Below are 22,746 nucleotides of genomic sequence, written 5' to 3'. Positions count from 1 at the left end.
GAGCGCACACCATGCAACTCCACGATGTCTGGTTCGTACTCATCGCCGTCCTGTGGACCGGCTACTTCTTCCTGGAGGGCTTCGACTTCGGAGTCGGCGTACTGACCAAGTTGCTCGCCCGTGACCGCACGGAGAAGCGGGTCCTGATCAACACGATCGGACCCGTGTGGGACGGGAACGAGGTCTGGCTGCTCACCGCGGGCGGTGCCACCTTCGCCGCCTTCCCCGACTGGTACGCCACCCTCTTCTCGGGCTTCTACCTGCCGCTGCTGCTCATCTTGATCTGCCTCATCATCCGTGGCGTCGCCTTCGAGTACCGGCACAAGCGCCCCGAGGACCGGTGGCAGACCAACTGGGAACACGCGATCTTCTGGACCTCGCTGATCCCCGCGTTCCTGTGGGGCGTCGCCTTCGCCAACATCGTGCGCGGCGTCAAGATCGACGAGAACAAGGAGTACGTCGGCACCTTCCTCGACCTGCTCAACGTCTACTCGATCCTCGGCGGGCTGGTCACCCTCACCCTGTTCACCTTCCACGGCACGGTCTTCACCTCGCTCAAGACCGTCGGTGACATCCGCGACCGCTCGCGGAAGCTGGCGACCCGGCTGGGCGTGGTCACCGCGGTGCTGGCCCTGGTCTTCCTGACCTGGACCCAGGTCTCGCGTGGCGACGGCCAGAGCCTGATTGCGATGATCGTCGCGGTGCTGGCGCTGGTCGGGGCCCTCGGCCTCAACCTGATCGGCCGCGAGGGCTGGTCGTTCGCACTGTCCGGGGTCACCATCGCGGCGGCCGTCGCGATGCTCTTCCTCACGCTCTTCCCGAACGTCATGCCGTCCTCGCTGAACGAGGCTTGGAACCTCACGGTCACCAATTCCTCGTCCAGCGCGTACACCCTGAAGATCATGACCTGGTGTGCGGCCGTGGCCACCCCGCTCGTCCTGCTCTACCAGGGCTGGACGTACTGGGTGTTCCGCAAGCGGATCGGGACCCAGCACATCGTCGACGTGCACTGAGTCCTGAACCGAGTCCCCGTGACGTATGACCCGCCCGTCCGGCTGACGACCTCCCCGAGGGGATGTTTCACGTGAAACCGATCGACCCGCGCCTGCTGCGGTACGCCCGTTCCACCTGCCTCTTCCTGGGGGCGGTGGTGGCTCTGGGGCTTGCCGGGGCGGGGCTGGTCGTCGGTCAGGCGATGCTGATCGCCGAGATCGTGGTCGGAGCCTTCGAGCGGGGGCTCGACGGCCAGGCGCTCCGGACGCCACTGCTGCTGCTCGCGGCGGTGGCGCTGGGGCGCGGGCTGATCGCCTGGCTCACGGAGCTGGCCGCGCACCGGGCGGGCGCGGCGGTCAAGTCGGAGCTGCGGGGAAGGCTGCTGGACAGGGCCGCGGAGCTCGGGCCCGGCTGGCTGGCCGGGCAGCGGACCGGCTCGCTGGTGTCACTGGCCACCCGGGGCGTGGACGCGCTCGACGACTACTTCTCCCGCTACCTGCCCCAGCTGGGGCTCGCGGTGGTCGTGCCGGTCGCCGTGCTGGCCCGCGTCGTCACCGAGGACTGGGTGTCGGCGGCCATCATCGTGGTGACGCTGCCCCTGATCCCCGTGTTCATGATCCTCATCGGCATGGCCACCCAGTCCCGGATGGACCGCCAGTGGCGGTTGCTGTCCCGGCTCTCCGGGCACTTCCTCGACGTGGTGGCCGGGCTTCCCACCCTGAAGGTCTTCGGCCGGGCCAAGGCTCAGGCCGAGTCGATCCGCAAGATCACCGATGACTACCGGCGCGCGACGATGCGGACCCTGCGCATCGCCTTCCTCTCCTCCTTCGCCCTGGAACTGCTGGCGACCCTGTCGGTGGCCCTGGTGGCCGTGACCATCGGCATGCGGCTGGTCCACGGCGAACTGGACCTCTACACCGGGCTGGTCATCCTGATCCTGGCGCCCGAGGCGTACCTACCGCTGCGGCAGGTGGGGGCCCAGTACCACGCGGCCGCCGAAGGGCTGGCGGCCGCCGAGGAGATCTTCGAGGTCCTGGAGACCCCCACCACCGGTACGGCCGGTGCCGCCGAGCTGCCGGGCGGGACGCCCCTGCGGATCGAGATCGAGGGGATCGCCGTCCGCTACGAGGGTCGCAGTGAGGACTCGCCCCGGCCGGTCTCGCTCGCGGTCGGGCCGGGGGAGTGCGTGGCCCTCACCGGGCCGAGCGGAGCGGGGAAGTCCACCCTGCTCCAGGTGTTGCTGGGATTCGTGACGCCGACGGCCGGGCGGGTCCGGGTCGCGGGCGTGGACCTGGCCGACCTGTCGCCGGCGCAGTGGCGGCAGCAGATCGCCTGGGTGCCGCAGAGGCCGCACCTGTTCGCAGGAACGATCGCGGAGAACGTGCGGTTGGCCCGCGCGGGGGCCTCCGAGGCGGATGTGGCCGAGGCGTTGAAGGACGCCGGGGCCTGGGAATTCGTGACCGCGCTGCCGCGCGGGGTGCAGACCCCGCTGGGCGAGGGCGGTGTGGGACTGTCCGCCGGTCAGCGGCAGCGGCTGGCCCTGGCACGCGCGTTCCTCGCGGACCGGCCCGTGCTGCTGCTGGACGAGCCGACGGCGGCGCTGGACGGCGAGACCGAGGCGGGGATCGTGGACGCGGTCCGGCGGCTGTCCGCCGGGCGGACCGTGCTGTTGGTGGTGCACCGGCCGGCGCTGCTCGCCGTCGCGGACCGGGTGGTGGCGATGGAGGCGGGCGACGGCCCCGAGGGGCCGCTTGCCGTGGAGACACTCCCCCGCCTCGCCGCTTCCCCGGTCGGCGCCGAGCGGCTGTCCTCCGGCGCGGCCGGTGGCCGCGGCGAGCACGTCCCGGATGCCGGGGAGTGGATCCTCGGTGCGGCGCGCGAGCGGGCGGGCGCCGGCGCCGGTTCGGGACCGGTCGGTTCGGGACCGGTCGGTTCGGGGCTGGCCGGTTCGGGGGCGGCCGGTTCGGGGGCGGCCGGTGATCCGCTGCGCCGGGTGCGGGCGGTTGCTCGGGCGTGGCAAGGACGTTTCAGGCTCGGTCTGTTGCTCGGGGCGCTGGCCGTCGGATGCAGCGTCGGCCTGATGGCCGTGTCGGGCTGGCTGATTTCGCGGGCCTCGGAACAGCCGCCCGTGCTCTACCTGATGGTGGCCGTCACGGCCACCCGGGCGTTCGGAATGGGCCGCGCCGTTTTCCGGTACGCCGAGCGGCTCGTTTCGCACGACGCCGTGCTGCGGATGCTCGCCGACCTGCGGGTCTCCGTGTACCGCCGGCTGGAGCGCATCGCGCCCGCCGGGCTGCGCGAGCACCGGCGCGGGGACCTGCTGGCCCGGCTGGTGGCCGACACCGACACACTGCAGGACTACTGGCTGCGCTGGCTGCTGCCCGTGGGTACGGCCGTGCTCGTCGGATCGGGTTCGGTCGCCTTCACCGCATGGCTGCTGCCGGAGGCCGGAGCCGTACTCGCCGTCGGACTGCTCGCCGCCGGTATCGCGGTACCGCTGGTCAGCGGCGCCTGCGCCCGCCGTGCGGAGCAAAGGCTCGCGCCGGCCCGGGGCGAACTCGCCACCCGGGTGGCCGATCTGCTCACCGGGACCGCCGAACTGACCGTGGCCGGTGCGCTGGAGGACCGCAAGGGGCGGACGCGCGAGAGCGACGGCCTGCTGACGCGCATCGCCGCGCGGGGCTCGGCCGCGGCCGGGCTGGGTGGCGGCCTTTCGGCCCTGGTGTGCGGGCTCACCGTCGTGGCCGCCGCGGCCGTTGCCGCGAACGCCGTTCAGGACGGACGGCTGTCCGGAGTGGCCATGGCCGTTGCGGTCCTGATGCCGCTGGCCGCCTTCGAGGCGGTGAACGGCCTTCCGCTCGCCGTCCAGTACCGCCAGCGGGTGCGCCGTAGCGCCGAGCGGGTCTACGAGGTCATCGATGCGCCGGTCCCGGTCGCCGAGCCGGAGCAGCCCGCCGCGGCCCCCGCTTCGCCGTTCCCGCTGCGGCTGGCGGGGCTCACCGCCCGTCACCCCGGCCAGGAGCGGGCTGCGCTGCGGGACGTGGACCTGACCCTGGAGGCCGGCCGCCGCATCGCCGTCGTCGGTCCCTCGGGGTCCGGCAAGACCACCCTGGCCCAGGTCCTCCTCCGGTTCCTGGACCCGGCCGAAGGCGCGTACAGCCTGGGCGGGAGCGACGCGCGCACGCTCGACGGCGACGGCGTACGGGCCCTCGTGGGCCTCTGCGCCCAGGACGCGCACATCTTCGACAGCTCGGTGCGGGAGAACCTTCGTCTGGCCCGGACCGGGGCGAGCGAGGAGCAGCTGCGGCAGGCGCTGGCCGCGGCCCGGCTGCTGGACTGGGCCGACGGCCTTCCGGACGGGCTGGACACGTTGGTCGGCGAGCACGGCGAGCGGATCTCGGGTGGTCAGCGCCAGCGGCTGGCCCTGGCCCGGGCGCTGCTCGCGGACTTCCCCGTACTGGTCCTGGACGAGCCGGCCGAGCATCTGGATCTGGCCACGGCGGACGCCCTGACGGCAGATCTGCTGGCCGCGACCGAAGGCCGGACCACCGTGCTGATCACACACCGGCTGGCCGGCTTGGAGGCGGTCGACGAGGTGCTCGTGCTGGACCGCGGCGAGGTCGTGCAGCGCGGCTCGTACACGGAGTTGGCCGCTGCCGAGGGACCGCTGCAGCGGCTGCTGGAGCGCGAAAGGGCAACGGACGGGACTTTGGCAATTTTCCCCGCCAATAGGGACTAACTACGCTCAGGACCATGTCAGCGCAGCAGCCACAGGAATCACCGGATCCGTCACCAGGTCCATCACTGGATCCGCTGCCGGATCCGTTGCCGGGAACGCTGGGAACTGCGGGAACCGGTGGAGCTTCGGACCCGCTGGCGGCTACCACCCGGGCCACCAGGAGTCTGCAGGGACTGTCCACCGAGCTCACGGCCCGGGTACCGCAACTGCTGGAGGCCATGAGGTCGGTCGGGACCGGACTGGAGCTGCACTCGACGCTGGACCGCATCTGCGAGACCGCGGCCGAGCTCGCGGACGCCCGCTACGCGGCGATCGGCGTCGTCGACACGGAGGGCCGCGGGCTCTCGGACTTCGTCACCCACGGGATCAGCCCCGCTCAGGCCCGGAAGATCGGACATCGCCCCGACGGGAAACGAGGCCTGCTCGGAGCGCTGATCTCGCACTTCGACACGGTGCGGCTCGCCGATCTGACGAAGGACCCGCGCTCGGCGGGGTTCCCCCCGCACCACCCGCCCATGAAGACCTTCCTCGGAGTGCCGATCCGGGTGCAGGGAGAGATCTTCGGCAATCTCTACCTCGCCGAGAAGAACGGCGGCGGCGAGTTCAACGACTACGACGTCCACATGGTCCGGGTACTCGCCACCGAAGCGGGCATCGCCATCGGCAACGCCAGGCTGTACGAGGCCGCCACCCAGCGCGAGCGCTGGATCGACGGCTCGGTGGCCGTCACCACCGCTCTGCTGTCCGGCGGGGACGCGGACGATGCGCTCGCGGTGGTCGCCGAACAGGCCCGCCGGTTGGCCGACTCCGCCGCCGGGATCGTCATGCTGCCGGCCGAGGAGGGCGGAATGGAGATCGTCGCCGTCTCCTCCGAGAACCCGGCCACCTCGCTCGGCGTGGTGATCCCGGCCGCGAGCCCGGTGGTGGACCGGCTGCTGGAGGGCGAGCCGGTCTTCGTGGACGACGCTGCGTCCGATCCCCGCACGGCCAGCGAGCTCACCAGCCGGTACGGCCCGTGCATGCTGCTGCCGCTCCAGAGCGGCGGGCGGGTGCTGGGCGCTCTGGTCACCCCCCGGGCCCGCGGCGGGCGTCCCTTCACCGAAGCCGAGCGGACCCTGGCCACCCAGTTCGCCTCGCAGGCGGCACTCGCACTGATGATGGCCGAGGCACAGCGCGACCGCGAGCGGCTGGCGGTGTTCGAGGACCGCGACCGGATCGCCCGCGACCTGCACGACCTGGTCATCCAGCGGCTCTTCGCCACCGGGTTGATGCTGGAGGGCGCCCAGCGCCGGTCCATCGTCCCCGAAGTGCGCGACGGCGTGGGCAAGGCCGTGGACGAACTGGACGTGACGATCCAGGAGATCCGCACCGCGATCTTCGCCCTCCAACAGGGTCCGGCTGAGGCTCCGTCCGGGTTGCGCACCCGAGTGCTCCGGGAGATCAACATGGCTGCGGTGCCCCTGGGCTTCAAGCCCGCGCACCGCTTCGTCGGCCCCGTCGACACGGTCGTCGGTGAGCTGGTGGGCAAGAACCTGATCGCCGCGCTGCGCGAGGCCCTGTCGAACGCCTTCCGTCACGCCGAGGCGACCCGGATCGACGTGGTCATCGACTCCACCGTCACGCTCGCCGACGGCCGGCCCGGGGTCCGGCTGGAGGTTGCCGACGATGGGGTGGGCATCCCGCAGGGTGGCCGCCGCAGCGGGCTGCGCAACCTGCGCCGACGGGCCGAGTCGCTGGGCGGCGCGAGCTCGTACGGGCCGGGCATCGGCGAGGGCGGCGGTGGGACCACCGTGGTGTGGGAGGCCCCGCTCCAACCCGCAGCCTAGACCTGCGGTGCCGCGGTCCGATCGGCCAGGATGCGCTCGATGACGAGGGCGACCCCATCCTCGTTGTTCGCGACCGTGCGACCCGACGCGGCCGCAATCACATCGGGGTGGGCGTTGCCCATGGCGTACGAGGTGCCCGCCCAGCTGAGCATCTCCACGTCGTTCGGCATGTCCCCGAAGGCGACGACCTCGGCGGGGGAGATGCCCCGCTCGGCGCAGCACAGTGCCAGGGTGCTCGCCTTGGACACGCCCGGCCCGCTGATCTCCAGCAGTGAGGTGGGACTGGACCGGGTGATCGACGCGTATCCACCGGCGGCGGACCGCGCCAGTGTCAGGAACTCGTCCGGGGCCAGCTCGGGGTGGTGCGCCAACAGCTTCAGCACGGGCTCGGAGCTTTCGTCCGTGTCCTCGTGCAGCAGCTTCTCGGCAGTGGCGACCCGGGCACCCGGGTCCTTGAAGAAGGGCGGGTACGCCGGCTCGTAATTGATGCCGGTGGTCAACTCGACCGCGAAGGAGGTGCCGGGTGCCGCGGCCCGCAGGGCATCTACGACGGCGCGGGCGGCTATCCGTGGAAGGGCTCTGACCTGTACGAACTCTCGTCCGGCATGCAGGTCGACCACCGCCGCGCCATTGGCGCAGATCGCCAGGCCGTGGCCGTGGACATGGTCGCTGACCACATCCATCCAGCGGGCCGGGCGGCCGGTGACGAAGAAGACCTCGATCCCGGCCTCCTCGGCGGCGGCGAGCGCGGCGACCGTGCGCGGCGAGACGGACTTGTCGTCGCGCAGCAGGGTGCCGTCGAGGTCGGTGGCGATCAGCCGGGGCGTGGGGGTAGGCCCGTCCGGGCACTGGGGAGCCGAGGTCACGGCTCCATCTTCGCCCATGGTCGAGTAGGTCCTGACCACGGGCGGGGACTGTCACCTCGGGCGATGTTTCACGTGAAACGACGCCGTTTCACGTGAAACATCGCCTCGCCGTAGGCTCGAAGCATGAGTCTGCGTCTGAGCACCGTGATCCTTCCGGTACGTCGATGGCACGAGGGAGGACGGGATCAGTGGCTCCGGGCAGAGCAGCTCGGGTTCCACACGGCCTACACCTACGACCACCTGTCCTGGCGGACGTTCCGCGACGGCCCGTGGTTCGGCGCGGTGCCCACCCTGACCGCAGCGGCCACCGCTACCGGGCGGCTGCGCCTGGGCACGCTCGTCACCTCGCCGAACTTCCGTCACCCGGTGACCCTCGCCAAGGACCTCATGAGCCTGGACGACATCTCCGGCGGGCGCATCACGCTCGGCATCGGTGCGGGCGGCAACGGCTTCGACGCGACCGCGCTGGGCCAGGAGGCCTGGTCCCCGCGCGAGCGCGCCGACCGCTTCGCCGAGTTCGTGCCGCTGCTGGACCGGCTCCTGACCGAGGGCTCGGTCAGCCACGAGGGGACCTTCTACTCCGCCGAGGAGGCCCGCAACATCCCCGGCAGTGTGCAGCGGCCCCGGCTGCCGTTCGCGGTCGCCGCGAACGGACCGCGCGGCATGCGGCTCGCCGCTCGACACGGCCAGGCCTGGGTGACCACGGGCGACCCGAAGCTCTTCGAGGAGGGCACGCCCGAGCAGTCGCGCGAGGCCCTGCGCGGGCAGCTCGAACGGCTCGGCACGGCCTTCCTGGAGATCGGGCGGGACCTGGAGCCCGTGGAGAAGATCCTTCTGACCGGCTTCACGCCGGAGGCCAACACCGTGCTGCAGTCCGTGGACGCGTTCGTCGACTTCGCCGGCCGGCACCGCGATCTGGGGTTCACCGAGATGGTGATCCACGCCCCGATCCCGAACTCCGAGTTCGCCGCCGACGAGGCCGTGTTCGAGAAGATCGCCACAGAGGCCCTGGCCCAGCTCGACAGCTGATCCGTGATCCGCCGGTCGTCGTCGCCGCTCGCACCAGCGGCGACGACGACCGGGAGGGCGATGACTAGTCGCGGTCGTTCAACTGCGCGAGCAGGCGCTCCGCGGCCGGCAGGAGCCAGTCCGGCACGTCGTCATCGGGCAGCGCCCGCGCCTCGTCGATCAGCGCGGAGACGCGCGCGGCTCCCGCGTCCGCCTCACCCCGCTCCTGCTCGGTCCAGGCCGCGTTGTTCAGGCACTGGAACCGGTCCCGCAGATGGTCGGGGCCGAGCTCGGCATAGACCCGGGCGGCCCGGTCCCACAGCTCGATCTCCTCCAGGCGCAGCTCGTCGACCTCCGCGGGGCTCAGCCGGGCCGCCGGCTCCGCCCCGGCACGGGGGAGGCCCTGGTCCTCGCCCTCCTCGCCCTCCTCGTCAGCGGCCTCGTCGGCCTGCTCGTTCATGTTGACGTGCCGGTCGAGTACTTGTGCCAGCTGGTGCCAGGTCTGGGCGAGTTCGGACTGCAGCGCAGGAGCTCCGGGATCCGCCGCCAGGGCCGCCTCCAGTACCTCGACAGCCTCCGCCATCCGCTTCCGGGCCTCCGCCACCGCCGCGACGGTGACCTCCTCACGCAGTCCCAGCCAGGCCAGGGAGCGCAGGATCCGCACCTCGGCGACCGGGAGCTCGCCGGTCAGCCGGTGCAACTCCAGAGCCCGCTCGTACGCGGCGACCGCCTCCACGGCCAGTCCCGCGTCGTTCAGGGTGTCGGCGGCCGAATGCGCGAGGCTCGCCTGCGGACGCGGATCCTCCCAGCTCTTGGTGACCTCGGCCGCCAGCAGGTACTGCTCCGCTGCCGGCCGGGGTTCGTTCAGCCGGCGCAGCAGATCGCCCAGGAACTCCCGTACGGACACCGCCTGCTGGTCGCCGTGCTCCAGCAGGTCCGCTAGCGCCGACTGCAGGACCTCCGCCGCCTCTGCGTTCCGGTTGTCCTCCGCGTACGCCCGGGCCAGCAGCAGCCTGGCATGCGCGCCGCCGTCGGCCGTGAGTCCGGCCTGGTCGAACCAGTGGGCTGCGGCCAAGGCGTGCTCCGCGCTCTCCGCGGCCGCATCGCCCCGTCGCAGCAGGATGTCCGAGAGGGTCAGCCGTACGACGCCTTGCGTCTCGGCGTCGGTCACCTCGGCGACGTGCTCCAGCGCGGAGCGCGCCGCGGCCTCCGCTTCCTCGGGCCGCTCCAGCGTCAGCAGTACCCCGGCCCGCAGCACCAGCGGGTCCACGGCCTGCCACGGCCGGCCGGCCAGGGCGGCCCGCGCGGCGGACGCCTTGAGCAGTGGCAAGGCCCGCTCCGGGTCGCCCTGCGTCAGGGCCACCCGGCCCAGCATTTCCTCGGCCTCCGCCACCAGATCCGCCAGGGTGCCCTCGTGGGCGGCGATGAAATCGGTCAGCTCGGTGGCCAGCTTCCCGTGGTGGTCGTGGTGGTCGTGGTGGTCGTCCGTGTCGGGCGTCTCCACCGAGCGCAGGTACGACTCCATCCGGATCGTCCACAGTTCCACGAGCGCGATGCGCCGGGCCCGCAGCGGCTCGGTGGCGTCCAGTGCCTCGGCGGACCGCAGGGCGACACGCAGCAGTTCCCGGACCTCCGTCGGCGCGGCTGCGGACTGTGCTGCCACACCGGCCAGTCGTAGCTCCGCGAGTGCCGCCCGCTCGGCGAGCCCGAGCGCCCGGTAGTCGTCCCGGACCGACCTCAGCAGTTCCGGCGCCACCGTGGTCCCGCTCCGCCCGGCAGCCAGAGCCTGCTGGTCCGCGAGGTCGACGCGGACCAGCGGATCGGTCTCCGGGTGCGCGTCCAGTCGGACCGCCACCTCGGCCCACAGTGCGTCCGTACCCGGATGACCCAGTTCCCGGGCCCGGCGGGCCCGCTCCACCAGCTCGGTGAAGGCGGCGGCCGTCCGGTCCGGCCCGGGGCCGGGTGGAGCGGGCGCGGGGGCCGAGGCGGTGTGCGGCAGCGCCGCGCTGCGGACCCCCAGCGGCAGCTCGGCCAACAGCGGCTCACGGCCCATCTGTGCGAGGAACCGGTCCGAGACCCGGGTCGTGCCGTTGCGCGCGTCGAACTGCCGGGCGATGTCGAGGCAGCCCGCGTACAGCACCTCGTACAGCTCGTCGACGGTTCGGGGGCTTCCTTCGTAGGGCACGGCCGGGGTGCGCCCGTGCCCCAGTTCCCGCAGGCGGCGCAGCAGCACGAGGATGCCGCCGTGGAAATCCAGCCGGTCGTCGAGGTTGGCGAGCGGAGCCACGTGGGCGGCGTGGTCGGCCAGGATCTCCAGGCCGCGCGATTCGTTGCCGGTGAGTGCGCAGAACTCGATGTGCTTGCCCACCGACGGCAGCAGGCTGTCGTTGCCGCGTGCCATGCGGTAGCCGCGCAGGTGGTGGGAGCGCGCCTCGTCGGCTCGGCCGAGCCGCAGCAGTGGCAGCAGCGAGGTGGCGAGGAGCCGGTGGGGCTCCTCGGCGCAGGTCAGTTCACCGTCGAGCACCGGCTTCCACAGCTCCAGGGCCTCGGCGTCGTCGCCGTGCAGGGCGGCGTACTGGCCCTGCCCGTTGAGTTCGCAGGCCCGGCAGTCGCTCATGCCGTCGCGCTCCGCGGCCAGCCAGCGCCGGAAGGCCCGATCGGCGCGTTCGTCCTCGCCGATCGCGTCGGCGAGCCACATCTCGGCCTCGCGGACGGGCCGTTCGCTGTAGCCGGCGATCCGGTAGCGGCGTTCCATCTCGTCCAGCCAGCCGGTGGCCGACTCCAGCGGAACCCCGGGAGAGTCGGAGATCGCCGTGGCCACCCACTTGAACTGCCAGAACAGCGCATGCGCCTCCCCATGGGAGAAGGCGCCCGGGTCCTTGTCGTACTCCTGGAGCAGTCGGGCGAAGGGGACCAGCATCTTGGAGGACTCGGAGCTGTAGAGGTAGGCGTTGATCAGGTTGTCCAGGGCCTCGCGGAACAGGGCCCGGTCACCGCTCGTCTCCGCCGCGCCGGCCAGGGCTTCGGCGTGCGCGTTGCGTGCGGCGCCGTTCGGCGATTCGCGGTTCTCCGCCAGACCCCGCACGATCTCCCCGCGCGTCAGCGTCGTCATTTCTGGTCCTCCTGGGCGTCGCGGGAACCGGTGGAGTGGGTCGCCCATTCCAGGAGCCCGAGGAAGGCCCGGTTGAGCAGGGTGGAGTCGGCGGGGCGCAGCGGCCGCTGGGACATCAGCAGGGCCTGCCCGTAGAGCGATTCGACGGCCGTACCGGTCAGTGCTTCGTCGGGCAGCGCGGCGATCCGGCGGACGAGCGGGTTGTTGTGGTTGAGCACCAGACGGGCGCGCGGCGCGGAGCCGCGCAGCGCGCCGAGGATGCCGCTCCACAAGGAGTCGGCGCTCTCCAGCGCGGCGGTGCGGTCGCGCTCCTGGCGGGCCTGCCGGTCGTCGAGGTACAGCGCCGGCACGGCGACGGGCTGGAATGCGCGCAGCACCACGTCACAACCCTGGGCTTCCAGGCGGGCGCGCGCCGTGGCCAGGAAGGGGGCGAGGGCCAGTTCGGCCGCGGTGGGCACCGGGTCCAGCCGCTCGGTGACGGCCCCGGCGTCGAGTTCGGTGACCTTGAGTTCCGGCCGTACGGCGGGCAGCAGGGCCAGTAGGTCCGCATCGTAGGTGTATCCGGCGTTGATGACGCCGAGCCCGTGGGCCGCGGCGATCGGTGCGATCTGCCGGAACTCCTCGACGGTGCGGGTGAAGTGGATGTCCGTGTGGGCGGCCGCGAACTCCTGGAGGCTCATCGAGCCGTCGCTGGTCTCGAACGGCAGCCACGGCAGCATCAGCCCGAGCAGCTCGGGGTCGTGCCGGGCCATGGACTTCACGCCGAGGTGGTGGACCTGCAGGAAGGCGGCCAGGCGCTCCGGATCGCTGGCCGCGAGTTCGGCGAGCCAGCCGCGGACACGGGCGCCGAGGGCATCCCGTACGGCGGCGAGGGTCTCGTCGTCGTACAGGTTCTCGCGGGAGGCGGTGGGGCGCAGGGTGTCCGTGTCGAGGACGGCGCGGACGAAGAACGCCCAGTCGGGCAGCAGGTTGTCGGCCCGGTCGGTGAGCAGCATGCCCTTGAGGTGGACGCGGTGTCCGGCCCGGTGGGCGGGGCTGGTCGGTTCCGGAAGGACGTACGCCACCCCCCGTACGCCGGCGACCGGCAGGTCGAGGTCGATGCTGTCGAGCGGGGTGAAACCGAAGAGCTGCGCGCAGTGCCCGGCGAGCGCGACGCGACGGGCGGCCGGGGTGGGGAAGGGACGGTCCCACACGGCGGGCCGGTCGGTGACGGGGCGCGGCTCGCCACCCTGGCCGTCGTCGAAGGTGATCTCGTACGGCAGCAGGGAGCCGTAGTCGCGGGCCAGTTCTTCGACCTTGGCCGGGACGGCCCATTCCGCGGCGCCCGGGCGGGCTTCCAGTACGACGGTGGTGCCGGGTTCCGGCCGTGCCTCGTGGGGCAGTTCGCGGACGGTGTACGAACCATCGTCCGTGGCCAGCCATTCGACGGGGGCGGCCTGCGGGTCGCGGGCGGAGCGGGTGACTACCCGGATCTGGCGGGCCACGACGAAGCACGCGAGCAGGCCGATGCCGAACTGGCCGAGGAACTCCTGGCGGGTCGTTTCCAGGCCCTGCTCGTTGAGATCGCCGTCGCCGCCGCGCTTGGAGCTGCGGCCGATGGTGGCGAGCAGGGAGTGGGCCTCGGCGGCGGTGAGGCCGATACCGGTGTCCTCGATGGTCACGCGGTCGCCGGACGCCGAGAGTCGGATGCGGACCTGCGCCGCCGGGTCGAGGGCGTGCCGCGCGGTGATCGCGTCCACCGCGTTCTGCAGGAGCTCGCGGACGTAGACGCGCGGGCTGGAGTAGAGGTGGTGGGAGAGGAGGTCGACCAGGCCGCGCAGATCGACCTGGAAGCTGTGGGGTGCCGACGGCGGTGTGGACGTGGGCGTGGACGGGGACGTGGACGTCATGGGGCGTCACCTCGCGTGCATGCAGGGATGGTTCGGCGATCGCGAGGTCCCCCCCTCACAGATCCCGGAGTGGTTCACACATTAGGGGGATGGTCGGACAATCTCTGCGTGAATTCCGGCGCCCCGGATGCCTGGCCCGGGATTACTGGAAGCGCAGGAACTGCGGCGGTACGGCATCCACCAGCCACACCCCGTTGGCGCTGATCCGGAAGACGTGTCCGGCTGCTCGCATCGCCCCGGCGTCCACGCTGAGCACGACGGGCCGGCCGCGTCGCGCGCCGACCCGGGTGGCGGTCTCCCGGTCGGGGGACAGGTGCACGTGGTGGCGGGCCATCGGGCGCAGGCCCTCGGCGCGGATCGGTTCCAAGGCGGCGGCGACGGTGCCGTGGTAGAGGTAGGCGGGCGGTTCGGCCTCCGGCAGGTTCAGGTCCACGGCTACGGTGTGCCCCTGGTTGGCCCGGATCCGGGTGCCGTCGACGGCGAACCGCTGCTTGTCGTTGGCTGCGACGACGTGGTCGAGCTCGGCCCGGCTGAAACGGAAGCCGTGCGCGGCCGCCGCGCGCAGCAGGTCGTCGATCTCCACCCAGCCATGGGGATCGAGCACCAGTCCGATCCGTTCCGGCTGGTGTCGCAGGTGTTTCGAGACGTACTTCGACACCTTCACGGTGCGTCTTTCATCCATGGCCCCAGCGTGCCCGGTCGGTCGGCCCCCCGGCAGGGATTTTCCGGGGCGGCCGGTGGTGACAGGTGGTGGACACCCTCTATCGCTCTTCCAAGATGCGGAATATATTTTCCGCTGCCACTTCTGTTGAGAGGGAGAAACCATGACAGCCCCACCCTCACTGTCACGCCGCGCCGCTGCTGAGCTGGTCGGTACCGCCGGCCTGCTCGTGGTCGTGATCGGCTCCGGGCTCAAGGCCGCCGAGCTCAGCCGCGACACCGGTGTCGCCCTCATCGCCAACTCGTTCGCCTCGGCCATCGGCCTCGGGCTGATCATCACGATCTTCGGGCCGCTGTCCGGCGCCCACCTCAACCCGGTCGTCACCCTCACTTCCTGGTGGTCCCGGCGGACCGGCGGCGAGGGTCTGGGGGGCGGCGATGCCCTCGTCTACACCGTTGCCCAGAGCGTCGGAGCCATCGGCGGCGCCCTGGTCGCGGACGTCATGTTCGGCCGGATCCCGGGCACCTTCGCCACCCAGGTGCGCGACGGCGGTCACCTGCTCATCGGCGAGGTGGTCGCCACCGCCGGTCTCGTCCTCCTGATCCAGGGCCTCGGCCGGATCGGGCGCTCCGGTCTCGTCCCGGTGGCGGTCGCCGCGTACATCGCGGCCGCGATCTGGTTCACCTCCTCCGGGTCCTTCGCCAATCCGGCGGGCACCATCGGGCGCAGCTTCAGTGACTCCTTCACCGGCATAGCCCCCCAGTCGCTGCCCGGATTCGTTGGCGCCCAGCTGGTCGGCGCGATCCTCGGCCTGGCCCTGGCCGCCCTCCTGTACGGGACCGGGAGGAGTGCCGGGACAGGGGCGGGTGCCAGGTACACCTTCGGGTTCGGCCGGAGTGCGAAGGCGGCGCCTGTGGACGGAGCGAGCCCAGCCAAGGTGGCGTACGAGACCGTGGGGTGAGACGGAAGCTCAGTTGCCCACAGGAAAAGGGGGCTTGTCCACAGCCGTTTGGGCGGGTTTTGACGACAAACGCGTGATCCGCCCTGTGGACCCCGTGGACCCTGTGGAATCCGGGGATCCTGTGGAATCCGGGGACCGGCCCCGACCCGCCCCGACCGAACCTTTCGTCGTCACCACCCGCCCAGGCGTTGTTACTGCTCCCGTCGGCGCGCCAGATCATTCATCGTCCGGGCCTGGAGCTCCCGCTCCGTCGCGGCCCGGACGAACTCCGCGACGTGGTCGGCACCCACCAGATCCTGTACGGCCCGTACCGTCGCGGCCGGCAGCGCCACCGGCGCGGGCCCCGTCGGCCCCGGTGCGCCGGCCGACCCCAGGTGCCGCTGGAGGTGTCGGGTCGCGAAGAGCCGCATCGCCCGCGCCAGCTCCGCGTCCACGGTCTGCTGGGCCAGCGGCCGCAGCCGCCGCACCATGGTCGCCGCCTCCGCCGCGTCCGCGTCCGTGGGCGGCACCTGTCCGAGGTAGCGCGCGAAGACGTGCTCGGTGGTGAACTCCAGGAACCGCGAGGCGATGTGCTCCACCTGTCCCCGCAGTTCCCGCAAGTGCCCGGTGATCGCCGACAGCGGCACCCCGGCCGCATGCAGCTCGGCGGCCACCGCCAGCTCTTGCGGGGAGGGCACCAGGAACTGGTCCGGGCGCCCCGGGATCCGCTCCAGCACCCCGAGTTCGCACGCTTCGTCCACGGCGTCGTCGTCCGGGCGGCCGCCGAACCGCTCGTCCAGCTCCTCCCGGTTGATCCGGGTCGCCTCCTCGTCGGTCCACGGCCCGTGCACCTCGGCGACCAGCCCGAGTACGCCGCCCAGACCTCGCCCGGCGTCCCAGGCCTCCAGCAGTTCCTTGATGGAGGCCAGGGTGTAGCCGCGGTCCAACAGGTCCGCGATCTGGCGCAGCCGTGCCAGATGCGTGTCCCGGTAGACGTTGGAACGGCCCCGCCGCTCCGGTTTCGGCAGCAGGCCACGGTCCTGGTACGCCCGGATCGTGCGCACCGTTGCTCCACTGTGGTGCGCCAGATCCTCGATCCGGTACTCGGCTACCGCCTGATCGGACAATCCCGGCTCCCTACGACATCGCGGCTCGGCCGACCGCCCCCGCCGCGGCCCGGGCGGCAGGTGAAGCCGCAAGGTACTCGACCGCCCTGCGCAGCGAGCCCTCCTGCGAGGGATGGTACGACCGCCGGAAGTAGCGGGGTATGGCCATGCCGAGCTCTCTCCACGGAGGCAGTAGGCCCTTGGCCACCGCCCGGTTGTGCGCGCCGAGCGAGTAGCGCAGCCGACCGCCGAGCTCCGGGTCGTTGCGCATGAGGTACGAGGTCCCCCACACCCACAGCCACGCCAGTACGGGCGCGACCACGACCATCCCCTCGATGCGGCGCGCGTAGCGGGGCAGACCGGCTCCCCCGCAGTGCTGGTACATGTCGAAGGCGACGGAACGGTGCTCCACCTCCTCCGCGCCGTGCCAGCGCAGCAGGTCCAACATGATCTCGTCAGCCCCGGCCCGGTCGAGCCCGTCGGCCCGCAGCACCCAGTCCCCGAGGACCGCCGTGAACTGTTCGATCGCGGCGACCACGGCCAGCCGGAAGCGCAGCCACTCCCGCGCCGTGACCGGCACCCCGAACGGCGGGGCCTCCCCGAGCAGTTTCTCGAAGAGGAAGTCCACGTGCCGCGTGTACGCCTCCGTCGGCAGCCGTTGTTCGGCGAGGTGGTCCAGCACGGAGGAGTGCTGCACGCTGTGCGTGGCCTCCTGACCCATGAACCCCTTGACGTCACTGCGCAGCGCGGGGTCGGTGACCAGGGGAAGCCCCTCCTTGAGGACCCTGACGAACCACCGCTCCCCGGCGGGCAGCAGCAGGTGGAGCACGTTGATGACGTGCGTGGCGGTGGGCTCGTCCGGTATCCAGTGCAGAGGAGTGGTCTTCCAATCGAAGGCCACCCGGCGCGGACTGATCGGGTGCCGGCCGATCGGGTCCGCAGGCCCGTTCACAGCTTTGGCTCCAGCCGCGCGATGCGCTGCAGGGCACGCGGGGCGAAGCGGGACATCCACAGAGCGCCCTTGGACTCCGGAGTCACGGGTACGACGGCCTCGTTGCGCACCACCGCCCGCAGGATCGCGTCGGCGACCTTCTCCGGCGGGAAGTTGCGCAGCCCGTACAGCCGCGAGGAGCGTTCCTGGCGGCGCTTCTCCTCGGCCTCGTCCACCCCGGCGAAGCGCGAGGTGGCGGTGATGTTGGTGTTGACGATGCCCGGGCAGATCGCGGAGACCCCGATCGACTTCGAGGCCAGTTCCGCGCGCAGGCACTGCGACAGCATCAGCACCGCGGCCTTCGAAGTGCTGTAGGCGGGCAGGGTCCTGGACGGCAGGTAGGCGGCGGCGGAGGCGGTGTTGACGATGTGCCCGCCCTGGCCGCGCTCGGCCATCTGCTTCCCGAAGATCCGGCAGCCGTGTATGACCCCCCACAGATTGACGTCCAGGACCTTCTTCCAGTCCTCGGCGGTGGTGTCGAGGAAGGAGCCGGACAGGCCGATCCCGGCGTTGTTGACCAGGACGTCGACGATTCCGTACTCGGCGGCGACCTTCGCCGCGAGCTTCTCCATCGCCTGTTCGTCGCTGACGTCCACGCACTCGGCCCACGCCTCGGCGGCGCCGACGAGCCGGGCCATGTCGGCCGTGCGCGCCGCGCCTTCCGCGTCGCGGTCGACGGCGACCACGCGGGCCCCGGCCTCGGCGAAGGCGAAGGCGGTGGCCCGGCCGATGCCGCTGGCCGCGCCGGTCACCAGGACCAGCTGGCCCGCGAAGCGGTCGGCGTACTTGCCCGGGGCCTTCTGCTCCGGTGCCCGCGTCGCGGGCTCCTCCCGGTCGGTGACGAACTCGGTGATCCAGGCGGCCAGCTGGTCGGGCCGGGTCCGAGGCACCCAGTGCCTGGCGGGCAGGGTCCGCCGCAGCAGGTCCGGAGCCCACCGCTCCAGACCGTCGTAGAGCCGCTCGGACAGGAAGGCGTCCCCGGTCGGGGTGATCAGCTGCACCGGTACGTGGGCGTACGCGTCGGGGCGCGGCCGGCGCATTCGAGGCCGCACGTTGTCGCGGTAGAGCCAGGCTCCGTGTGCTGCGTCCGAAGGCAGTGAGGCCGTCGGATAGGAGCCGGCCGGAACCTCTTCGAGCCGCTGGAGCATGGCGGGCCACCGCTTGCCGAGCGGCCCGCGCCAGGCGAGCTCCGGCAGTACGGGGGTGTGCAGCATGTAGACGTACCAGGACTTGGCACCCTGGCCGAGGAGCTGCGCCGCCGCCCGCGGGGTGGGCCGCGCCATCCGCTTCTTGATCCAGTGCCCGAAGTGGTCGAGGGAGGGACCCGACATCGAAGTGAAGGAGGCGATCCTGCCCTCGGTACGGGCGATCGTGGCGAACTCCCAGCCCTGTACGGAGCCCCAGTCATGGCCGACCAGGTGCACGGGCCGGTCCGGGCTGACCGCGTCCGCCACCGCCAGGAAGTCGTCGGTCAGCTTCTCCAGGGTGAAGCCGCCGCGCAACGGCTGCGGTGCGGTGGAGCGCCCGTGGCCGCGTACGTCGTAGAGCACCACGTGGAAGCGCGTCGCGAGCCGCTCGGCGACCTCCGACCAGACCTCCTTGCTGTCCGGGTAGCCGTGCACCAGCAGCACCGTCGGCCGGCCCGTCTCACCAAGTTCGACGACGCACAGCTCGACCCCACCGGTGCTCACCCGGCGCTCGCGCGCACCCGCCAGGCCCACCGCTCCCGCTCCGCCCATGTCGCTCATGCTGCCTTCTCCTCGGCCCAGCGCCGCACGTGCGGCAGATCGTCGTCCAGCCAGAACGCGCTCTCCTCGGGGTCCCGGGAGTCGGTGACGACCAGGATCTCCTCGAACTTCGCGCCGGTACCCCGGAATCCGAGGTGGGGTTCCACCGCCCACAGGCCGGGCTGCGGCGGATGGTCGGAGAAGCGGTACGGGCTCCACAGCGGGGACCAGCCCTCACGGTGGCCGTGCAGGGCGTCACTCAGCAGTCCCTTGAGGGACTGGGTGCCGAAGCCGAAGGCGGTCGGAGACCAGCGCCGCTCCTTGACGCGATCGATCTTGTGCGCGATCACGCCGAAGGGATAGGCCCGGTGCCGGTTGGCGTAGCCCTGCCGGGTCATCAGCCGTTCGACGTCCTCGTAGATCTCGCGCAGGGAGCGGCCCTCGCGCACCTGCTCCAGGATCAGTACGCGGTGCGCCTGGAGGTCGGACATGAGCCGGTCTTGCACGGGATTGAGCCCGAGGCTGCCCGAATAGCCGATGTCCGCCGCGTACCCCTTGTAGACCGGTGCCATGTCGAGGATGAACGCCATCCCCGGCTCCAGCTTCCGGTTGGTGGGGAAGAACTGCAGCGGGAGCCGGAAGTTCGCGAAGGCGGTGCGGTCCCCGAACCAGGCGAAGGGCAGGTGGAACCAGTCCCGTACCCCGCGCTCCCCTAGCCATTCGCGCTGCATCCGCGCGGCCTCGCGCTCGGTCACCCCGGGACGCAGCTGGGCCGCGACGGCCTCGGCGCACTCGTACGAGAGGCGCTGCACCTCTCTGAAGCCGCTCAGGTCGGCGGAGCGTCGTCCGGAGAGTCGCGCGGTGCGTTGCTTGGTGTCCCCAGCCATATCAGCCCGTCCATCCGTGTAGCCGTACGCGCCCGTAAGTTGACACTGATGAATGTGACAATGACCGGAGATCACGTCAAGGGTCGTGCACGGACCTGTGGACAAAGTTGTCGGGTCCATATCAGCCTCCAGTACGGGCGTGTACGCCTGAAGGCTGAGACGGGATCCAGCTCCAGGTCTGACGTTTCACGAGAGCTGCCCCACTAACGTCGAACCCGTGACTGTCATCGCGACCGAAAGCCTGAGCAAGCGGTACCCCCGAGTGACCGCCCTCGACCGGCTCTCCCTGGACATCGGGCCTGGTGTGACCGGCCTCGTGGGTGCCAATGGAGCCGGCAAGTCCACGCTGATCAAGATCTTGCTGGGACTGTCCCCCGCCACCGAGGGCAGCGCCGCCGTGCTCGGCCTCGACGTCCACACGCATGGCAGCGCCATCCGTGAACGCGTCGGCTACATGCCCGAGCACGACTGCCTGCCACCCGACGTCTCGGCCACCGAGTTCGTCGTCCACATGGCGCGCATGTCCGGGTTGCCGCCGACCGCGGCCCGCGAGCGCACCGCCGACACCCTGCGCCACGTCGGGCTGTACGAGGAGCGCTACCGCCCCATCGGCGGCTACTCCACCGGCATGAAGCAGCGCGTCAAGCTCGCCCAGGCCCTCGTCCACGACCCCCAGCTGGTCCTCCTCGACGAGCCGACCAACGGTCTGGACCCGGTCGGCCGCGACGAGATGCTCGGCCTGATCCGCCGCATCTACACCGACTTCGGCATCTCCGTCCTGGTCACCTCCCACCTCCTCGGTGAGCTGGAGCGGACCTGCGACCACGTGGTCGTCGTCGACGGTGGCAAGCTGCTGCGCTCCAGCTCCACCAGCGACTTCACCCAGATCACCACGACCCTCGCGGTCGAGGTCACCGACTCCGACGCCCACCCGGACGGCACCGCCGCCCTGCGCAAGGCGCTCACAGAAGCCGGTGTCACCCTGCACGCCGGGGAGGAGCAGGGCCTGCCCGGAGCCGGCCACATCCTCCTCGTCGAGGCCACCGGCGAGCAGACGTACGACACCGTCCGCGACACCGTCGCAGAGCTGGGCATCGGCCTGGTCCGCATGGAGCAGCGCCGTCACCACATCGCGGAGGTATTCCGCGACAACAACCAGCCCTCGTACACCGTCCAGCAGAAGGGAGCCGGTTCCGATGGCGCCTGACACCTCGACCCAGATCCACAACATCGGCTACCGGTCCTACGACGGACCCCGGCTCGGCCGCGCATACGCCCGCACGTCGCTGTTCTCGCAGTCGCTGCGGGGCGCCTACGGCCTCGGCCGCTCCGCCAAGTCCAAGGTCCTCCCGATGCTCCTGTTCGCGGTGATGTGCGTGCCCGCGCTGATCATCGTCGCGGTGGCCATCGCAGTGCCCGGCTCCACCGACCTGCCGATCAAGTACACGACGTACGCCCTGACCACCCAGGTGATCATCGGCCTCTTCCTCGCGTCCCAGGCGCCGCAGTCGGTCTCGCGGGACCTGCGATTCAAGACGGTGCCGCTCTACTTCTCGCGGCCCATCGAGCGCGTCGACTACGTCGTGGCCAAGTACGCGGCCATGGCTTCGGCCCTCTTCGTCCTCACCGCGACCCCGCTGCTGATCATGTGGATCGGCTCGCTCCTCGCGAAGTTCGATTTCGCCCACCAGACCAAGGGATTCGGGCAGGGACTCGTGTCGGTTCTGCTGCTGTCGCTGCTCTTCGCCGGCCTCGGCCTGGTGATGGCCGCGCTCACCCCGCGCCGCGGATTCGGTGTCGCCGCGATCATCGCGGTGCTCCTGATCCCGTTCGGCGCGGTGACCGCGGTCCAGGGGATCTCCTACAGCACCGGCAACACCGAGGCCATCGAGTGGATGGGCCTGTTCTCCCCGATCACCCTCATCGACGGAGTGCAGACCGCCTTCCTGGGAGCCACCTCCGCCTTCCCCGGCGGCGAGGGCCCCTCGGCCGGTGTCGGCGTCGTCTACCTGCTCGTCGCCCTCGGCCTCATCGTCGGCTCCTACGCCGCCCTGATGGCCCGCTACCGGAAGGCCGGGCTGTGACCACCATCCACATCGACCACACCTCCCGCTGGTTCGGGAACGTCGTCGCCGTCAACGACGTGACCATGAACATCGGACCCGGTGTCACCGGGCTCCTCGGTCCCAACGGCGCCGGAAAGTCCACCCTCATCAACATGATGGGCGGCTTCCTCGCCCCCTCCACGGGCACCGTCACCCTCGACGGCGCACCGATCTGGCAGAACGAGCAGGTCTACAAGCAGATCGGCGTCGTGCCGGAGCGCGAGGCCATGTACGACTTCCTCACCGGCCGGGAGTTCGTCGTCGCCAACGCTGAACTCCACGGCCTCGACGACGCGGCCGCCCAGCGGGCGCTCGCCACCGTCGAGATGGAGTACGCCCAGGACCGCAAGATCTCCACGTACTCCAAGGGCATGCGCCAGCGCGTGAAGATGGCTTCGGCCCTCGTCCACGACCCGGCCGTCCTGCTCCTCGACGAGCCGTTCAACGGCATGGACCCGCGCCAGCGCATGCAGCTCATGGACCTGCTGCGGCGGATGGGTGACGCGGGACGCACCGTCCTGTTCTCCTCCCACATCCTGGAGGAGGTCGAGCAGCTCGCCTCGCACATCGAGGTGGTCGTGGCCGGTCGGCACGCCGCTTCCGGCGACTTCCGCAAGATCCGCCGCCTGATGACGGACCGCCCGCACCGCTACGTCATCCGCTCCTCCGACGACCGGGTGCTCGCCGCGGCCCTGATCGCCGATCCCTCCACCGCCGGCATCGAGGTCGACCACAAGGAAGGCGCGCTGCGCATCCAGGCCGTCGACTTCGGCCGCTTCACCGAACTGCTGCCCCGCGTGGCCCGGGCGCACGGCATCCGGCTGCTGACGGTCTCGCCCTCCGACGAGTCCCTCGAGTCGGTTTTCTCCTACCTCGTCACGGCCTGAAAGGAGCTG

16 protein-coding genes are annotated in these 22,746 nt (G+C 71.3%); 8 read left to right on the top strand and 8 right to left on the bottom strand.

Going from position 1 to position 22,746, the window contains the following annotated elements; translation table 11 throughout:
* The first annotated feature begins 11 nt into the window (after window positions 1-11).
* The 3 genes from cydB to ACIQK6_RS11420 all read left to right on the top strand — a co-directional run bounded on the left by cydB (window position 12) and on the right by ACIQK6_RS11420 (window position 6,558).
* Window positions 12-1,013, top strand: coding sequence for a cytochrome d ubiquinol oxidase subunit II (gene cydB, locus ACIQK6_RS11430; RefSeq protein ID WP_329100234.1), 1,002 nt, complete (start codon window positions 12-14; stop codon window positions 1,011-1,013).
* 71 nt (window positions 1,014-1,084) lie between these two features.
* On the top strand, window positions 1,085-4,732 hold the full coding sequence (gene cydD / locus ACIQK6_RS11425; protein WP_329100235.1) for a thiol reductant ABC exporter subunit CydD: 3,648 nt from the start codon (window positions 1,085-1,087) through the stop codon (window positions 4,730-4,732).
* Between the two features lie 14 nt (window positions 4,733-4,746).
* Entirely contained in the window at window positions 4,747-6,558 is a 1,812-nt protein-coding gene (locus tag ACIQK6_RS11420; protein ID WP_329100236.1) for a GAF domain-containing protein, read from the top strand.
* Here the strand turns inward: ACIQK6_RS11420 and ACIQK6_RS11415 are convergent.
* Window positions 6,555-7,442: a Cof-type HAD-IIB family hydrolase gene (locus ACIQK6_RS11415; protein ID WP_402694713.1), complete on the bottom strand. Its 888-nt coding sequence runs from the start codon at window positions 7,440-7,442 to the stop codon at window positions 6,555-6,557. The two genes, ACIQK6_RS11420 and ACIQK6_RS11415, sit on opposite strands and share 4 nt — an antisense overlap.
* 105 nt (window positions 7,443-7,547) lie before the next feature.
* On the opposite strand from ACIQK6_RS11415, the gene ACIQK6_RS11410 reads away from it, so the two are divergent.
* Entirely contained in the window at window positions 7,548-8,453 is a 906-nt protein-coding gene (locus ACIQK6_RS11410) for an LLM class flavin-dependent oxidoreductase (protein WP_329100238.1), read from the top strand.
* A gap of 64 nt (window positions 8,454-8,517) precedes the next feature.
* On the opposite strand, the gene ACIQK6_RS11405 is transcribed toward ACIQK6_RS11410, so the two are convergent.
* The 3 genes from ACIQK6_RS11405 to ACIQK6_RS11395 form a co-directional block, all read right to left on the bottom strand.
* Window positions 8,518-11,544 (bottom strand): tetratricopeptide repeat protein, encoded by a 3,027-nt coding sequence (locus tag ACIQK6_RS11405; RefSeq protein WP_329100239.1) that lies wholly within the window; start codon window positions 11,542-11,544, stop codon window positions 8,518-8,520.
* On the bottom strand, window positions 11,541-13,433 hold the full coding sequence (locus ACIQK6_RS11400; RefSeq protein ID WP_329100240.1) for an HSP90 family protein: 1,893 nt from the start codon (window positions 13,431-13,433) through the stop codon (window positions 11,541-11,543). Before ACIQK6_RS11400 ends, ACIQK6_RS11405 begins: the two co-directional genes overlap by 4 nt.
* Before the next feature lie 142 nt (window positions 13,434-13,575).
* Window positions 13,576-14,115, bottom strand: a complete 540-nt coding sequence (locus ACIQK6_RS11395; protein ID WP_329100241.1) for an RNA 2'-phosphotransferase — start codon at window positions 14,113-14,115, stop codon at window positions 13,576-13,578.
* 142 nt (window positions 14,116-14,257) lie between these two features.
* On the opposite strand from ACIQK6_RS11395, the gene ACIQK6_RS11390 reads away from it, so the two are divergent.
* Entirely contained in the window at window positions 14,258-15,055 is a 798-nt protein-coding gene (locus ACIQK6_RS11390; protein WP_329100242.1) for an aquaporin, read from the top strand.
* Between the two features lie 191 nt (window positions 15,056-15,246).
* Here ACIQK6_RS11390 and ACIQK6_RS11385 read toward each other — a convergent pair whose 3' ends face one another.
* Genes ACIQK6_RS11385 through ACIQK6_RS11370 form a run of 4 tightly spaced genes read right to left on the bottom strand, consistent with a single transcriptional unit; the run spans window position 15,247 to window position 19,745 of the window.
* On the bottom strand, window positions 15,247-16,161 hold the full coding sequence (locus ACIQK6_RS11385) for a MerR family transcriptional regulator (protein WP_329100243.1): 915 nt from the start codon (window positions 16,159-16,161) through the stop codon (window positions 15,247-15,249).
* Window positions 16,162-16,171: 10 nt separating this feature from the next.
* The gene (locus tag ACIQK6_RS11380; RefSeq protein ID WP_329100244.1) at window positions 16,172-17,092 is read right to left on the bottom strand and encodes a metal-dependent hydrolase; all 921 of its coding nucleotides are present in this window, start codon (window positions 17,090-17,092) and stop codon (window positions 16,172-16,174) included.
* Entirely contained in the window at window positions 17,089-18,879 is a 1,791-nt protein-coding gene (locus ACIQK6_RS11375; protein WP_329100245.1) for an SDR family oxidoreductase, read from the bottom strand. Before ACIQK6_RS11375 ends, ACIQK6_RS11380 begins: the two co-directional genes overlap by 4 nt.
* Window positions 18,876-19,745: a M24 family metallopeptidase gene (locus ACIQK6_RS11370; protein WP_329100246.1), complete on the bottom strand. Its 870-nt coding sequence runs from the start codon at window positions 19,743-19,745 to the stop codon at window positions 18,876-18,878. The genes ACIQK6_RS11375 and ACIQK6_RS11370 overlap by 4 nt, the downstream gene beginning before the upstream one ends.
* Window positions 19,746-19,962: 217 nt before the next feature.
* On the opposite strand from ACIQK6_RS11370, the gene ACIQK6_RS11365 reads away from it, so the two are divergent.
* From ACIQK6_RS11365 to ACIQK6_RS11355, 3 genes are read left to right on the top strand one after another with little or no spacing between them, the layout of a single operon-like run.
* Window positions 19,963-20,952 carry an ABC transporter ATP-binding protein gene (locus ACIQK6_RS11365; protein WP_329100247.1) on the top strand — a complete coding sequence of 330 codons (990 nt, stop codon included), beginning with the start codon at window positions 19,963-19,965 and terminating at the stop codon, window positions 20,950-20,952.
* Entirely contained in the window at window positions 20,942-21,829 is an 888-nt protein-coding gene (locus ACIQK6_RS11360) for an ABC transporter permease (protein ID WP_329100248.1), read from the top strand. The genes ACIQK6_RS11365 and ACIQK6_RS11360 overlap by 11 nt, the downstream gene beginning before the upstream one ends.
* On the top strand, window positions 21,826-22,737 hold the full coding sequence (locus ACIQK6_RS11355) for an ABC transporter ATP-binding protein (RefSeq protein WP_329100249.1): 912 nt from the start codon (window positions 21,826-21,828) through the stop codon (window positions 22,735-22,737). The genes ACIQK6_RS11360 and ACIQK6_RS11355 overlap by 4 nt, the downstream gene beginning before the upstream one ends.
* Window positions 22,738-22,746: the final 9 nt, after the last annotated feature.

It is taken from the genome of Streptomyces sp. NPDC091682 (assembly GCF_044756625.1).
Taxonomy (GTDB): domain Bacteria; phylum Actinomycetota; class Actinomycetes; order Streptomycetales; family Streptomycetaceae; genus Streptomyces.
This window is presented reverse-complemented; position numbering and strand designations above follow the sequence as displayed.